Genomic DNA, 14,584 nt, shown 5'->3' with positions numbered 1-14,584 from the left:
CTGTTGTGAATCTAAAGTAAAATTAATTTGTGTCATAGAGATCTCCTTATGTTTGTTTGGGTACTAACATAATAACAGAGCCTCTATGGCTTTTTTTACTTTTACACAATTATATGGACTTTATCTTGAACACTTAATTATATATTATTTACTCAATAATTAATTCTATTTCTTGTTCTAATTTAGATATATTATTGTCAAAAATTTTCTCATTAATTTGATTATCTTTTGAAGTATTCGCGTTTTCAATATATATTTTTCCTTTGGTTAACTCCCCAAAAGTAACTAAAATATCAGCTTCGTGTTCTAATGGCTTGGGCTTAACTTTAGATTTCAAACTTATTAAGTCACTAAAAACATGGATTGGACCTTCGTTTGCAATTGAGTCTAAATAAATAATCTTTGCATTTTGGTCAGCAATACTTCTTAACATTTTTATTCCATAATCAGTAGCCGTTCCCCCATCCAATACTGCATAAGCAATCTTAGAACTTTGTAATCTTTCAGCAACTTCGATCATTGCAATAACACTTGATGAGTTCCTTACAAAATTGTAGCGATTTGGAAATCCTTTAGAGACCTTTTTAATTATAAATAAGCTTAAGAAGAGATAAGCTAGCACTAAAACACCTTGTAAACTAAAGATTGATTTATTCAGTAATGAGGGAATAATGAAGATATAAGCAGTCCCAACCAAGAACATTGTTAGAAGAATGCTTAGTGTTATTTGAATCAATGAATTTCTTTTTGAGTTTCCTCTTGAAAATGCTTCAACTTTTGATTTATCTAAGAGTTTTGTAGAAGTATCATAATATGTTGTAATTATATATTCTGCTTTTTCTACGTCTCCAACATATAGATTATAATGAGGAATCGTTTGAGCATACGAAACTTTAAGATCTGATTGAACTACTCTAGTTGCTTTTCCTTGCCTTGTGAAATCAACTTGTGTAGCATAAAGGAACTTTTTTTTCTGTTTAGCTGTAAACCTGACTCCATTAACGATACAATAACTGAAAATTCTATCTTTTAAATTCATATAATTCCTCCAATTTAGCTGAAACAAATCTAGGTTAGGAAATTAAAGATATTACTTAAATCTTTTAGAATGGTCACTTTAATCTCTTTATTTAATACGTCTTTCTTTTCTTCTTCATTATCAGTAATCATTATAACTTGTAATCCGGCAGCTTTTGCTGCTTGAACACCCGTGGATGAATCTTCGACAGCTAAAATTTCCGCTTTGTTATATTTGAAGTGATCAATAACATCATTATAAATATCGGGTGCAGGTTTTACATTCTCTACTTCATCTCCAAAACAAGCATAATCAACATATTCAAATAGACCTAGTTTTGTCAAAATTAGTTCCGCACGCTCTCGATGTGTCGACGATGCGACACCAATTGAAATGCCTTTTTCTTTTAAATACTTCAAAGTTGATGTTGCATTGGATTGTTCGTTCATTTTATCTGTTTCAATTATATCATAAATATAGTCTTCGCGATGTCGCACAACCCGATCAACTATTTCCTCATTTTGTATCTTGTTATTTAAATAGTCAATTGATTTTTGTTTTCCTTGCCCTAGCCAAGAATCGGTTATTTTTTTTGAAACATTTATGCCTTCTTTGGTTAATCCATATTGCCATCCATCACTATAATGTATTTCTGAGTCTACTAATAATCCATCCATATCAAAAATTACAAGCTTGAATTTAGACATGATTATAGTCACGTACGATCTTAACAAGTTTTTGAGCTTCGTTTGTTATGGCTGCAAAATCACCTGTTTTAGCACCCTTTGTGAGACTTCCTCCAGTTCCAACTGCAATGACACCATTTTCTAACCATTCTTTTAAATTTGATGTACTTACACCGCCTGTGGGCATGAACTGAGCTTGTGGTAAAGGTCCTTTAAACGATTTCACAGATGATGGTCCATAAGTATCTCCTGGGAATAATTTAATAACTGAGGCACCATAGCGTAAACAATCAACCATATCTTTCACATCTGTTGCACCAGGCATAATTGGAACAGCATATACATTAGCTAATTTAATGATATCTTTGTCGAAATGTGGACTAACAATAAACTCTGCTCCAGCCAATAAAGCATTCCTTGCTGTAATTTCATCAAGACAAGTTCCTGCCCCAATGACAACATCAGTATTTAAACGATATTTTTCTACTAGATTTTGAATAATTTGTTGAGCATTTGGAATGGTGAATGTAATTTCTATAATATTAATGCCACCTTTTACGATTGCATCAACTATTTGTGTTACCTCAGTCTCATTTTCACCTCTGACGACAGCTACTAATTTCTCTTGTTCTAATTTGGTGTAAAATTCAGTTTTATTCATTATTTATTTCCCTCCTAAATCTCTAATTATATTTTCTACCGCCATTTCAGTCATCATATTGGTAGCGTCCTCAGAACCTGCGGCTGTATGTGAACCAACAATAACATTGTCGAGTTCAAGAAGAGGACTGTTTCTTGGTGGTTCTATTTCAAAAGCATCGATTGCCGCACCATATATACGGTTTGTTTTTAAGGCATCATATAGAGCTTTCTCATCAATTAATCCGCCTCGTGCAGTATTAACAATGACTAAATTTTTCTTACAATTTTTCAAATTGTTCTCATTAATTATGTGCTTTGTTTCGTCAGTCAAGGGAATATGTAGTGTAATGAAATCACATTCTTTTAACATTTCATCGACCGCTGTAAATTTTATATTATTTTCTTTAATGTAATTTTCATCTTTATATACATCGTAGGCATATATTTCCATGTCAAATCCTTTACACCTATTAACCATTCCTTTTCCAATGGCTCCTAAACCAATGATACCTATTTTTTTCTTGTAAATGTCAATTGCAGTTTGTTTCGTCCAATCTCCATTTTTAGCACTATTATTTATTCTAACTATATTGCGAGCAACTGCAGCCATCATACCAAAACTATAATCAGCTACTGCATTTGAGTTAGCATTTTTTGTTGTTGAAACTGGTATATTCAATTTACGACTTGCATCCAAATCAATATTATCCGTTCCAACACCATATTTTGCAATAGCTTTCAGAGTACCGGCTGCTTCCAACACTTCTTCATCAACTGGATCGACCCCAACAATCAATCCGTCCATTCCTTTTAAAGTGCTTATCATTTCTTCTTTCGTCATTATCCGATTGTAGGGATTGTATACTATCTCAATCCCTGCATCATTTAACTTTTTTTCTACAGACGAACGGTTAAATTTCCCGAAAGATCGAGGTGTTACTAAAATTTTTTTCATTAATAATCTTCCTCTTCTTCCTCTTGGTCTAAGTTTGTCATAAACTCAATTCCCTCAACAATACTTTCCTTACCTGTTTTTATCGCAAGTTTAGCAAGTTCATCTAATGACATAGATTCACGCATTAAAGTAGACTCTAAAATCATCGGTAAATTCATACCCGTAATAACTCTAATTGCAACTTCTTCATTCTTTAAGACTTCGTGAGCAAACATTGCTGCATTATAAGGGGATGCTCCAAATAAATCTACATAAACTAAAACACCTTGTCCTTGATTGATTTTCTTGATTTTCTTGTTTACATCAGCCTTCAAGTCTTCAAAATCTTGACCAGCATGTAGACTGGATATTTCTATCGAGTCTACATCACCGCTGATAAGTTGTAATGCACTTTTGATTCCTTGAGCCATTTCTCCATGACTAATTAGTAAAATACCAACCATTTTAATCAAACATCCTTTCAGCTTCTTCTAGTGATACTTTTCTTGAAGAAGGAATTGCTTGAAAGTATACGTTTACTCCGTAGTTATCCCTCAAGTCAACTAAGATGTCTAATTGATTTTTATCAATTGATACTTCCTTAATAATTGAAGTGAGTCCTGGTTTTTGTGGAATTCCCCCTAAGTTTAAGTTCTTAATTGGTACTCCACCTTTAATAATTTCTGCCATTACCTCAATACTCTTCGTTAATAAGATGACATTATAATCATCATATTGTCTATCATTCCAATAACGAACTGCACCATCCTCTTTTAAAACTCTTACTTTTAATCCGGTTCTTGATCCAGCACCAAGAATTATATTCTTGGTGAAATCATCATAAGCAGTAGGATTATCTGCTACAAATATTGCGGTTGCCCCTGCAGATTTTGATAAACTGGTCATGACTTGTCCGTGAATTAATCGAGCATCTACACGTGCCAATACAACTTTTCCCATATAATAAACCTCGTTTCTATAAAATTCCAATAAATGCAAGAGCACCTAATATTACTGTTAAACCAATCAGTGCTTTTGTAACATTTAAACCTTTCTTGCTAAAGTAATAGTAAACTCCACTTACAACTAAGAGTGGTAGTAGTCCTGGTAACACACTGTCAAGAATTTCTTGAATAACAAATTCTTTACCTGAAAGCGTAAAGGCTAGAGATGATGAGACTTTAACGTAATTTCCAGCAAGTATACCCATCATAAATAATCCAAGTATCGATAGCCCCTCAATGACACTTTGCATTTGTTCACCGACGACTTCAGTTGCAGCAGTTCTTCCGAGTTTGAATCCGAGTTGCGCAAAGTAATAACCAATAAACAATTGATATAATGAAAAAGCTAAAAATGGAAATAAAGCTCCCAACGCACTACCTGACTGAGCCCATGGTAGAGCAATAGCAATAAATATGTATTGAATAGTTCCTGAATCAATTGAGTCACCAATTCCTGCTAAGGCACCCATTAATCCAGATTTAGTATTATAAATTAAATCATCATCAATTGTGATAGGTTGATCGAGATACATTTCTTGCGCACGTGCTGATTCCAACGACGCCATAATACCTGTAATTGTACCTCCACCCCATGAGAGTTGAGTATTGAAAAATAAAAGATGACGTTCATAAGCAGCAGCTAAATCTTCTTTATCTTTATATAGCTTTTTCAGGATCGGCATTAGGGCCCACATAAGCGATGGAGAAATATACTTATCAAATGAATGTGGAATTTCATTAACAAAGTAAAATCTTAGCCATGCTAAACCAACATCTTTTTTTGTAATTTCTTCTGGTTCTAACATTATTGTTTTTTGTGTAATTTCACTCATTGTTTTTCCCTCTTCTTCCTAGTAATCATCGTCTTCGTCATCAAAATCAGATGAAGAATTTGATGAAGTTCTTACTAATTCAGACGATTCTTTTTTAACTAATACATAGATAAACGCGATAATTGAACCAACAATTGCATAAGTAACCATCGTTACATTTAATGGTTTTAAGATAATTGCCATGAAATAAGCCAGTAAGAAAAAAGCAATATAGTTCTTTTTACCAATAACATAAACTGTAACAGCTATCCCAATTGCTGCTAAGCCACCACCAATAACAGATAAAATGTGGAAAAGAACTGTCCCTGCATTAGAACTAACAAATTCTGCAATGACTGGTGCTCCATAGAATAGAGCAACAAACATAAATGGAATAAAGATAACTAATGCTACGATAATAGGAATGATAACAATAGAAACAGTTAACATCTTACTATTTGCTTCTTTAGCGTATCTGTCTGTAAATCTTTGCATTACAAATGTATTAACAAAAAATCTAAATTGATATAAATAGGACCCTAAAAGCCCAACTGGAACAGCAATACTAATGGCTGCCTCAGGTTCCAAATCACCCAATAAAGCAACTGGAACGGCAATCGCTGCTGCAATTGCTGGTTCTGAAGGCATTTGTCCACCTGGAGAAAATACTCCCATATAAATTAACTGTATTGCTGCTGTAATGACCATAGCATCAGCAACTCTACCAAAGACGAGCCCTACTATAAGACCAGTCATCATTGGTGTAAATCTTAAGGTTGTTGTTGCACCTCCCAATAAAGATCGTGACATAACAAGTGCAACCCAAGTTGAAATGATTAATGCTTGAGCAACTGTAATTTCCATTCAAAATCTCCTCCTACTTTGTATTTTTCTCTACGGCGTGTCCGCCAAATTCATTACGCAATGAAGCTACGACTTTACCAGAAAATTCCTTATCATCTTGAGATTGATACCTCATCAATAGTGATGTCGTAATCACTGGGGCCGATATTTCTAAATCTAGAGCTTCTTGTACAGTCCACTTTCCCTCACCACTTGAATACATTGTTCCAGTTACTGAACTAAGTTTTTCATCTTTGTTAAAAGCTTGTTGTGCAAGTTCCATTAGCCAAGAACGGATAACTGATCCACTGTTCCATAATTTAGCAACTTCATCATTTTTATAATCATAAGGTCCTGCCTCTAATATAGAAAAACCCTCACCAATAGATTGCATCATTCCATACTCAATACCATTATGAATCATTTTCAAATAATGACCGCTTCCTGATTCACCCGTATATAAATACCCATTTTCTTGAGCTATTGCTTGGAAGATTGGTTCAATTTTATGAAATGCTTCTAAATCTCCCCCAATCATAAAATTACCACCATTTAATGCTCCTGAAATACCTCCAGATGTACCACAATCAAAAAAATGAATATTTTTCTCTTTCAAGATTTTATAGTTCTCAATAGAATCTTTATAGAATGAGTTACCACCATCAATCACGATGTCTTCATTTTCAAGCAAGACTGATAATTTTTTGATTGTTCCGTTAGTTACATCCCCTGCTGGAACCATTAGCCAAACAATACGTGGCTTAGGTAGAACTGAAATTAATTGTTCTAATGAATTAACTTTTTCAATCTTACCTTCCAAACTATGAATATCATAGCCAACAACATCAATATTATGGTTTAACATATTCAAACCAATGTTATATCCCATTTTACCTAATCCAATAATACCTACTTTCAATCTATGACCCCTTTCTGTTTGTGTAGCGCTTACATCCACATTATACGGAAATCATTTCCAATAGTCAACAAACTGTACGGAAATCTTTTCCTTAAGGAGTAATGTATGGTATAATTGGTTTATCAAAATATTTACAAATATGTTATAATCTTTACGAATAAATTCTTAAATCAATCTTTAGAAAGGAGTGTATGAATCTTTTTGGATTCATAGTATTATTCATGAATATTGACTTTAATACTGCATTAAAACTTCATTATCATAACCTCAGTAATAAAGAAAAAGATATTGCTGAATATATTAAAAAAAATATTAGTAATTTAAAATTTACTAATCTAGATGAGTTAGCTACTGCCACTAATAGTTCTAACTCAAGTATTTCCAGGTTTGTAAGAAAACTAGGCTTTGAAAACTACCAACAGATGCGAATTAGTTTTCACATCGATCACCAAAGTGATTTTAAAAATAAAATCTTACCAGCAAAAATAAGTCCAGACGATTCGGCATTGGAAATAAGCAACAGTGTTTTTCAAACTGGAATTAATTCATTGGTATCGACCCAGTCAATACTCCATGAATCTGACTTACTAAAAGCGGTGAAAATATTAGAAAAAGCTCAAAATTGCATAGCGTTTGGCATGGGGGGCTCGACTGTTATAGCACTTAATGCTTATCATCGTTTTTTAAAATCTTCTTTAAACTGTTCAATTCCTATGGATTTCCATATGCAACTTATTCAAGCGAACAGACTCAACGAAAACGATTGTGCTCTTATTATTTCTCACACCGGAAGGAATAAAGACATGATAAGAATCGTGGATATTTTAAATAAAAACAATGTTCCAATAATTGTTATAACCAGTAATGTATCCTCACCAATTGCTCAAGCTAGCGATTGCATTCTTCTTTCCATATCCGAAGAAACAAACTATCAACCAGAGGCTTTAAGTTCTATGGTAGCTCAGTTATTATTAGTTGATGCATTATTCATTTTATACTCTGTTAAGGTAGACAAAGACATGTCTTACTATGCTCTAGCTAGAGATCTTATTAATGAGACAAGAATCCAATAGAGTACATTGTGATCTAAATTCAATTAAAAAAAGCGATAAAATTACAGTCTAATGTGTAACTTTATCGCTTTTTCATTCAATCTTATTTGATGTTTATTCCTTTCTATTCCAACATTTAAAACAATCCGAACAAAAACTATCATTGATTCAACTTAAATTAACGACCTGATCGAACTCATTTTCGAATTCGTCGGAAAGATGATGAGTAATCATTACAATTGTAGTTTCCTTCAATTCCAGTAATTTTCTAACAATTTCATCTGCATTCTTTTTGTCAAGATTAGAAGTCCCTTCATCAATAAAGAAGACATCATTACCTTGTAATATCAATCTCGCCAGAATTAGTCGTTGTTTTTCTCCATCTGATAGATTGGCTTTAACTGCATTTAACGTAGTGTTTAAGTTATTAAGGTTAACGAGTTCTAACACGCTTAACAGATTGGAATCATCGATGGATCCCCATAAGGTAATATTATTATAGATTGTATCATTGAATAAGTGTTTATCTTGTTGAGCATATCCAATTAATTGAGATATATCACGATTGGACAGTTCTTTAATATCTATATTGTTTAAATAAATTGACCCTTCATAGTTTTTAACTCTACCTAGAATCAAATTTAAAAGTGTCGTTTTACCACTTCCACTTTCTCCAGTAATTGCATATTTTCTACCTTTTTGAAACGATAAATTAACATCTTTAAAAATTTCTTTCTCTCCAAAATCTAAAGATAGATTTGAAATTTCTAATGAAGTAAACTGATTACTAATTTTTGAATCGTTCTTTACTATTTCATCAATCTCGAATTTCTGTAATATTGAAGATACTGAATTAATTGATATCATGTCCCTTGAAAAGACGGTGAGTGAATTAAAGACATTCGCTGCAATATTCCCTACCGAACCAAGAACTCCCAAGGTAATCAGTCCTTCTGTAGCAATATATCCGGTATATACTGATAAACTCATCTGACTAGTAATACTTATGAGTGCAATGAAAAGGTTAATCACTCCATTCTGTTTAACATATAATATTTTCTCATCTTTAAACTTATGATTGTTTTGAGTGATTAATTTCGTCAAAAGTTCGATTCTATTTAATGAAAATAGGATGTTGACTCCTTCTAGAATGTTTAAATTTTTAGATAAATACTGATTCGTCGAACTTAGATATTTCTCCGTAATAACTTGTGACTTTTTGTTGAAAAAACGGGGAAGAAACGTCACTACGATTGTGAGTACTACAGTCAATATAGCAATTGAATAATGAAAAGAAAAAAGTGCAATAAGAGAAAAACTCATCAAGAAAGTTGTTTCAATCATATTCAAAAATGACACGAAACCATTCGTTTCGATCAAGGCAATATCATTGCTTAATCCTGTTGCATAATAATTAGCATCGTACTCGATAAATTCATTATATGGTTTACTAGCAATTGCTCTTATATATCTTTCTCGAATACTATTTGATATTTGAGTGATTAATTTCTCCTTGCTGATGACCAGCCGATGATTGAACGATAATAGTACAATCCATAAACTTATACCCAGTAATTCAAGTTTTAAAAAGCCTAAAAAATCATTCCTCAATAGTCTGTTGAATGACCATACTTGAACATATGAGGTTGCTACTTGAGAAACAGTAACTATAAAGATCAAAAATAATACAATTATTGATTTTTTCCATTCAATTCTTAGGTATTTATATATGTTTGTCATAGACTCATCTCCTTTTTAAAGATAGTCTAATCATACAATCAATACTTCAAGAAACTTTAATTTCCACTATAGTGCACTAAATAGTTATCTGATATTTCATCAACTAATAATTTGAGACGATCAGCACCAATATAATTTAAGAATGACGTTAGTTTGTTGACTTCTGATTCTAAAAAGTCTACACCCTTTATATTCGTCTCATCAATTATTTTGAATAACTTTGTCAAAATTTTTGCTAGTAGAAACCTATCGTCTAGATTCATTTTATCCAATTCATTTATATACTTTTGTAATAAATACATCTTATTGTTATTAATACAGTTAATCATGGTGTTAAAGATTAGGAGTGTTTTCACCTCAATATTTTCATCATAACCACCAAAAAGTTGGTTTTTATTAATAAGTTCATCAGTCAAGGTTACAGCAATACTATTAGGTAGCATGGTCATACAATTGGTTAGAATAATCAGTTCATATTTACTCCAATAATCCACACCAAAAAGGTAATCGGAAAGAGACTTAATTTCATTATCTGATAACTTTATTTGATGTAAATCACAATAAAATACATTAGCAAGAATCGATTTGTAAAGATGATCATATACTCCAGTCGTTTGATACTCTTGTCTTTCTCTTTCAACAATCTCTTGTAGTTTATTTCCATCTTTTTTATAGTAACTGGATGAAACTTGTTCTAGAAATATGTCGATATCATCCTTAACATGTGAATCATCAAGCAAAAATGAAAACTCATTAAGGCTAATATTAAGCGCATCAAGAAGTAAGCAGAGACGACTAAACGATACATCACTCTCATTACGTTCAAATTTTGAAATAAATGATTTGGACACTCTATAACCTGTTGCTCGAGATACTTCTTCTATTGTTTGTTTCTTTCCTTTTCGCAATTCTCTATAGATAGAACTGTAATTCATTTTAACCCCTCCCACTAACGACTGTTTTAAATATGATAACATAGTAATTACTGGACTGTTTAGATTTATGAACTTAAGAAAATACTTGTTCCATGATTAAACTACTTACAAGTTCTTTCCACCAAATTTCTTTAATTAACTCTTTCTTTAAATTCACAATGATTGATTAACTTGAAATTTTACCTTTCCTATAAATTAAATATAAAAGCAACTCAAATTTTGGGTTCGGTTCATTCTTACAAATCAATCATCTGATTTTTCAGTGAATCTGTATAAATCTTTTTTAAAACAAATGTTTTCATTTTCAACTTATTATAACAATTTTCGTTATAGAGAGAAGTATCTATCACTCAATGAAGTTAATAATGGATCCTGAAAGGTTAACTTTGTTTATAAACTATATTCAAGATTTGTAAAAAAATTATACACTTCTTGTTCAACTTGTTCATCTGTTGGAGTGACATATGTTGCTCGATTCATAATAACTTTTTCGAAGATCGGGGTCAGGAACTCAACAATAACTTTTTCTTGTTCAGATGATTTAAAAACCTCTTCTGACATTTTTTGAAATTCTTGACTCGTAATTACTGATAATTCTTTAAATACTTTAGCTGTTTCATTTTCATCTAGCATATATTCTGTAATTAAGAGCATTAGGTATATGTTAAGCATTCTGTTAAAAACTATTATATCATCTTCCATTAATAGATTACTGACACCTTTAGCTCCCTTTGAAGCCACTACTCCTCCAGCAAGTCCTCCCGAAAATCCAATCATTGATCCAACTACATTTCCTAATCCAGGAACTACCGAGCCTAAAACTGCTCCAGTTACCATCGTTCCTCCAACACTTCCTATGAGAGTTGTCGTTAATATTGCTAGATTCTTTGAATATTGCGCTCCACTAATTTTACTTGCTGAAAGCTTATAGGTATCTGGAATCGAGAATATAGCAATCGAAATACCGGCAGTGATAACTCCAGTTCTCATTAATTTTGAAAGATGTTTCGTGGCTGCCGAACCATAAATAGGTGGTTTATTTGACAATGATCTTAGCGAATTAACCAAAAAATGTGATGATTTCATTCCTATTTTTTCTACAACTACTTGACTTGGTTTGAGAAGGATATGCATAGCCTTAGTGCGGACAGCTTGTTGAACTAATACATGTTGAATCAACGTTAATCCAGAAGTTTGTACTCCACTTAAGAGGCCAATTTTTGTTGCTTTCTCTACATCTTGAGTTGTCTTCCATGCAGTGTATGACGATGAGATGAAGGATATCCCAAAAGCACTAAGACTAATTACTGCCCCTGATTTCACATCATATGAAATAGAGTCTATATTCCCAGCCTTCGTTAAATTAACTGCTTGCTTATAGGTAAGTTTTCCCTCTATAACAATTTCAGACGCTCGCTCTGGATCTTTAATCCCATCCACAAGACCAGCTTCTATTTTTTTCTTGAACTTCTCAAGGACATCTTGGTATTGATCTTTTGGAACCTCAAGTTGCATTGGTTTTCCATTATCTATATAACGATACATTTTTGTTTCACTATCAAATGAAGATTCGATCGAACCTGTTGCAGAATTATAATATTTTGTTTGAACTAACATACCATTTACAACTCTATCTGCTCCATTTTTAGCATTATCTCGACCAAGAACTTTCGCATTTCTACCCATCAACTTATCTATTCTGGTTAGTTCTTCTTCAACCATTTCTCCGTGACCAGATTTTGTATTATAAATTGACTTTTGGTCAACAAAAATAGATTCTTGATTTGAAAGGACACCTCCAGAAATAATTAAAGATTTCTTGTGAACCGCATTATTGGTTTTATCAATTTCCAAATTTAGTTCTTTTTCAATTTTTTCATAGTCCTCAATACTAAAATCAGAAACTTTTCTACATACCGCAACAAAGTTAACATAGTGAGGTGCTTCAACTTGAAGCGCAATATTCTCCTCATCTTCAACAACAAACCATAAAGGATCAAAACTTCCCCATGTAAAAAAGAATACATTTGGAACCCCTTTACTAAATACTTCTACATTACTTCTAATAAATACCCCTTCATTTGTTAGCACAATACCACTTGGTTTCAGGTCAAATTCTGCATCTACCCAAAGTAGTTTTTGCTCTATTGGAATAGAAAAAAAACGTTTCAAATATGAAATTCTTTTGTCATTAATTTCTATTGGAGATTCACCCAACTCTCCCATCATTTTCGTCAAATATGTAATATCTAACTCTTCAATAATACTTTTGATTTCATTGTTTTTTTTAACTTTAGAGTAAATTTTGTTTAGTTCTTTTTCTACTCTATTCTCTTGAAATTGAACATTTATAGAGTTCGTTACATCTTGAACAAATTTTCCACCAGTTTTTAGACCACTTAATGCAATATCTGAAGTGTTTTTTATTACTTCTTGACCAATATCAGAAATACCTGAACCAATTTCTAGAGATTTTTTAATTGTTGAATCTGTAATGTCTTTAGTAATATCGCCAAATTGTTTTGTTAACTTCTTTGATGTTCTAAAAAAATCGTTCGGATTATTATTCTCGCTCATTTTATGCCCTCTCAGCTTTCTTAACTGAATTATCTCACTATTAAACACAACAGACAATACGTCTAAAACAACACATCTTTTCTTTGAATCCATGTTATCATTTCTCACCTTCTCTTATTATTACATTTTCGTTATATTGAGAAGTGTCTGCCTAAGTGAGATATTCTGGTGCTGTCGTCATGTAGTCTTATATAAATCGATTTTAAAGTCTCTTATTACTACTAAAATTGAGTAATATTTTTCTTGAGGTTTCGCTCATTATTTGAAACTAGTTCCTGCATTATTCAATTTTGATACCCCTTTAGTTGCTGTTATATCCAAAGTTCCTAGTTTGTAATACTTCTTTCCACCATGATTTTCTTTCTAAAATAATATGGTCATCTACTTTAGCATTGTAATTTTCAAGAATAGAATAATAGAAGTTTGTTTTTATGTAGTCGAAACCTTTATGATAAACTAATTCTATCAGTTCTTTATTCCCACCATGACCATTTTCTATGTAGTTCTTCCATCGTTGAAGTAACATTCCATAATCACTTGTAGCAGAGCCAACATACATCTTTCCATTAGTAATATCTGTTAGCAAATATACTGCCTTTTGATTTTCCAACGCTGCAAGCCAATCATTTTTACCATATTTAATTATTGTGCACAACTGTTTATAAGATAATCTAACCTTATCATAACCCGGAAAATCTTCACCTCCATATAATGCTGGTAAAATAGATTTTACTCTACTTTCTTCAATATACTTACAAAGATTAAAAGTATATCGAGCAAAAGTATTTCCTTTAACAAGTTGAATAACCAACCTACCAAAGTAAGGCTTATATTTATCGATAATTTTTACCTTTCCAAATGCATTTTCTGGAACATCAATAATTTCTGCAGCTGATGTGAAGAGCCATTCATCATCTCTTAACCTTGCGAAGCTAAATACCCATTGACCTGGTCTAAAATTCCTCTGATTACCATACCAACCCCAATAACTACATTTTGGGCAAGTTCCGTTTTCTTTGTTTTTTTCATCACAATAAAGCCAAAGATCAATGTTTGATTCTCCTCCTACTCCAGCTTGCATATTGAGTTCTATTTTACTGTTATTAATTTCTTCATCAGTTAGACCAAGGATATTATTTAGTTTTATGTAGTTCATAGTATCAAACCTTTCTTTGCTATATATTAAATCCCTTCAATATTGAGGGGAATCCAGTTACTACTAAACCCACTGTTTCTCTTTTCAATTCGGCACTGAAGGTCTATACGAATAACCTATTCTGCTTGCAAGTTCAAAAAAATCGATTTTCATTCTTATAAATAAGACTCTTATTTATTCGCTGTATCTATAAGATACTCCATCAATGTAATGGTTTAGTGAATTTGTAACACCTGTATATAATCCAGTACAATATTCATTTTTGA

14 protein-coding genes are annotated in these 14,584 nt (G+C 32.1%); 1 reads left to right on the top strand and 13 read right to left on the bottom strand.

What is annotated here, in order from left to right; translation table 11 throughout:
* Positions 1-148: 148 nt before the first annotated feature.
* From GVV10_RS08000 to gnd, 9 genes are read right to left on the bottom strand one after another with little or no spacing between them, the layout of a single operon-like run.
* Positions 149-1,039, bottom strand: a complete 891-nt coding sequence (locus GVV10_RS08000) for a hypothetical protein (RefSeq protein WP_159521453.1) — start codon at positions 1,037-1,039, stop codon at positions 149-151.
* Positions 1,040-1,068: 29 nt separating this feature from the next.
* On the bottom strand, positions 1,069-1,725 hold the full coding sequence (locus GVV10_RS07995; RefSeq protein ID WP_159521450.1) for an HAD family hydrolase: 657 nt from the start codon (positions 1,723-1,725) through the stop codon (positions 1,069-1,071).
* Positions 1,718-2,365 (bottom strand): bifunctional 2-keto-4-hydroxyglutarate aldolase/2-keto-3-deoxy-6-phosphogluconate aldolase, encoded by a 648-nt coding sequence (locus tag GVV10_RS07990; RefSeq protein WP_159521448.1) that lies wholly within the window; start codon positions 2,363-2,365, stop codon positions 1,718-1,720. Before GVV10_RS07990 ends, GVV10_RS07995 begins: the two co-directional genes overlap by 8 nt.
* 3 nt (positions 2,366-2,368) lie before the next feature.
* A complete protein-coding gene (locus GVV10_RS07985) occupies positions 2,369-3,301 on the bottom strand; it encodes a phosphoglycerate dehydrogenase (protein ID WP_159521446.1) in 933 nt (310 codons plus the stop codon).
* Complete coding sequence (locus GVV10_RS07980; RefSeq protein WP_159521444.1) at positions 3,301-3,744, bottom strand: PTS sugar transporter subunit IIA; 444 nt, start codon at positions 3,742-3,744, stop codon at positions 3,301-3,303. Before GVV10_RS07980 ends, GVV10_RS07985 begins: the two co-directional genes overlap by 1 nt.
* A gap of 1 nt (position 3,745) precedes the next feature.
* Positions 3,746-4,240, bottom strand: coding sequence for a PTS system mannose/fructose/N-acetylgalactosamine-transporter subunit IIB (locus GVV10_RS07975; protein WP_159521442.1), 495 nt, complete (start codon positions 4,238-4,240; stop codon positions 3,746-3,748).
* Positions 4,241-4,256: 16 nt separating this feature from the next.
* Positions 4,257-5,117: a PTS system mannose/fructose/sorbose family transporter subunit IID gene (locus GVV10_RS07970; RefSeq protein WP_159521440.1), complete on the bottom strand. Its 861-nt coding sequence runs from the start codon at positions 5,115-5,117 to the stop codon at positions 4,257-4,259.
* Between the two features lie 18 nt (positions 5,118-5,135).
* On the bottom strand, positions 5,136-5,960 hold the full coding sequence (locus tag GVV10_RS07965; protein ID WP_159521438.1) for a PTS mannose/fructose/sorbose/N-acetylgalactosamine transporter subunit IIC: 825 nt from the start codon (positions 5,958-5,960) through the stop codon (positions 5,136-5,138).
* A gap of 13 nt (positions 5,961-5,973) precedes the next feature.
* The gene (gene gnd / locus GVV10_RS07960; RefSeq protein WP_159521436.1) at positions 5,974-6,858 is read right to left on the bottom strand and encodes a phosphogluconate dehydrogenase (NAD(+)-dependent, decarboxylating); all 885 of its coding nucleotides are present in this window, start codon (positions 6,856-6,858) and stop codon (positions 5,974-5,976) included.
* 191 nt (positions 6,859-7,049) lie between these two features.
* On the opposite strand from gnd, the gene GVV10_RS07955 reads away from it, so the two are divergent.
* On the top strand, positions 7,050-7,931 hold the full coding sequence (locus GVV10_RS07955) for a MurR/RpiR family transcriptional regulator (protein ID WP_159521434.1): 882 nt from the start codon (positions 7,050-7,052) through the stop codon (positions 7,929-7,931).
* A gap of 147 nt (positions 7,932-8,078) precedes the next feature.
* Here GVV10_RS07955 and GVV10_RS07950 read toward each other — a convergent pair whose 3' ends face one another.
* From GVV10_RS07950 to GVV10_RS07935, 4 genes are all read right to left on the bottom strand, one after another.
* Positions 8,079-9,650, bottom strand: a complete 1,572-nt coding sequence (locus GVV10_RS07950) for an ATP-binding cassette domain-containing protein (protein WP_159521432.1) — start codon at positions 9,648-9,650, stop codon at positions 8,079-8,081.
* Positions 9,651-9,706: 56 nt separating this feature from the next.
* The gene (locus GVV10_RS07945) at positions 9,707-10,585 is read right to left on the bottom strand and encodes a helix-turn-helix domain-containing protein (RefSeq protein ID WP_159521430.1); all 879 of its coding nucleotides are present in this window, start codon (positions 10,583-10,585) and stop codon (positions 9,707-9,709) included.
* 390 nt (positions 10,586-10,975) lie between these two features.
* Positions 10,976-13,162 (bottom strand): hypothetical protein, encoded by a 2,187-nt coding sequence (locus GVV10_RS07940; protein ID WP_159521428.1) that lies wholly within the window; start codon positions 13,160-13,162, stop codon positions 10,976-10,978.
* A gap of 301 nt (positions 13,163-13,463) precedes the next feature.
* Positions 13,464-14,318, bottom strand: a complete 855-nt coding sequence (locus GVV10_RS07935; RefSeq protein WP_159521426.1) for a GIY-YIG nuclease family protein — start codon at positions 14,316-14,318, stop codon at positions 13,464-13,466.
* Between the last annotated feature and the right edge of the window lie 266 nt (positions 14,319-14,584).

It is taken from the genome of Erysipelothrix urinaevulpis (assembly GCF_009828835.1).
GTDB classification, from domain to species: Bacteria; Bacillota_I; Bacilli_A; order Erysipelotrichales; family Erysipelotrichaceae; genus Erysipelothrix; species Erysipelothrix urinaevulpis.
Note: the sequence above shows the minus strand (reverse complement) of the source record. Positions and strands in the feature narration are given on the sequence as shown.